This window comes from Winogradskyella wichelsiae, from assembly GCF_013403925.1.
In the GTDB taxonomy this organism is placed as follows: Bacteria; Bacteroidota; Bacteroidia; order Flavobacteriales; family Flavobacteriaceae; genus Winogradskyella; species Winogradskyella wichelsiae.
On record NZ_JABFDJ010000040.1, the window covers coordinates 1 to 865 of the forward strand.

Genomic DNA, 865 nt, shown 5'->3' on the forward strand with positions numbered 1-865 from the left:
AATAAGCACGGCTGCCAACACCGTGTATATTTAATTGCTTTGTTTCTGCTTATCTGGAATATTCCTTCGGAATATTCTCAGGTTCGTAAAAGTTTACTAAATTAGTTGCCTAACCACGCAACTAAGCATACACAAACACGTTGGCAACAAGCTGAAAAATTCGTTAAACCAAGAAAGATATTGATTGAATTTGATAATTTAGTATCTTTGATAAAAAGAAACTCGAAATGAATATAGAAGCTCGAAAAATAGAATTTATTCAAGAATTCCTAAAACTTCAAAGCGAGGAAGCAATTTCCAAGCTTGAGAAAATATTGAAAAAGGAAAAAGACACTTCTGACGAAAGGCTTTTTAAGCCTATGTCCATTGATGAGTTAAACAAACGAATTGACAAATCAGAATCGGATTTCAAAAACAATCGGTTTAAAACAAGTTCTGAACTTTTAGCCAAATACGAATAATGAATTTTAAAATTATTTGGTCAGACTTTTCTGAAACTCAACTTGACGAAATTTATGAATATTACGGAAAGAAAGCAAGTTTAAAAGTTGCTACTAAAATTGTAACTGGAATAATTAAAGAATCGGAAAAATTAATCAAAGCATCCTTTATTGGACAAGAAGAAGAATTACTTAAAGATAGAGAAATTCAATATCGTTATTTGGTTTTCAAAAACTACAAAGTGATATATTCGGTTGATGAACAAAACGGATTTATAAAGATTGCTGATGTTTTTGATACTCGACAAAATCCACCGAAAATGAAACGAACAAAATAAAGCCTGATTGCCAACAAAGTACTGTGGTAAAAAACAAGTAAAAACTTATTAATTTATTGCTAAAGTACTTCTGTAATTATTATCATA

The 865-nt window shown here is 29.9% G+C and carries 2 protein-coding genes; both read left to right on the forward strand.

Features of this window, described 5'->3' with window-relative positions; translation table 11 throughout:
• Positions 1 to 227 precede the first annotated feature (227 nt).
• Positions 228 to 461, forward strand: coding sequence for a hypothetical protein (locus tag HM985_RS17090; protein WP_179317783.1), 234 nt, complete (start codon positions 228 to 230; stop codon positions 459 to 461).
• Positions 461 to 778, forward strand: coding sequence for a type II toxin-antitoxin system RelE/ParE family toxin (locus HM985_RS17095; protein ID WP_179377413.1), 318 nt, complete (start codon positions 461 to 463; stop codon positions 776 to 778). Before HM985_RS17090 ends, HM985_RS17095 begins: the two co-directional genes overlap by 1 nt.
• The last annotated feature ends 87 nt before the right edge of the window (positions 779 to 865 follow it).

Coding starts and splice junctions, on each gene's coding strand:
- HM985_RS17090 (WP_179317783.1), top strand. CDS start 228: ATGAATATAGAAGCTCGAAAAATAGAATTTATTCAAGAATTCCTAAAA.
- HM985_RS17095 (WP_179377413.1), top strand. CDS start 461: ATGAATTTTAAAATTATTTGGTCAGACTTTTCTGAAACTCAACTTGAC.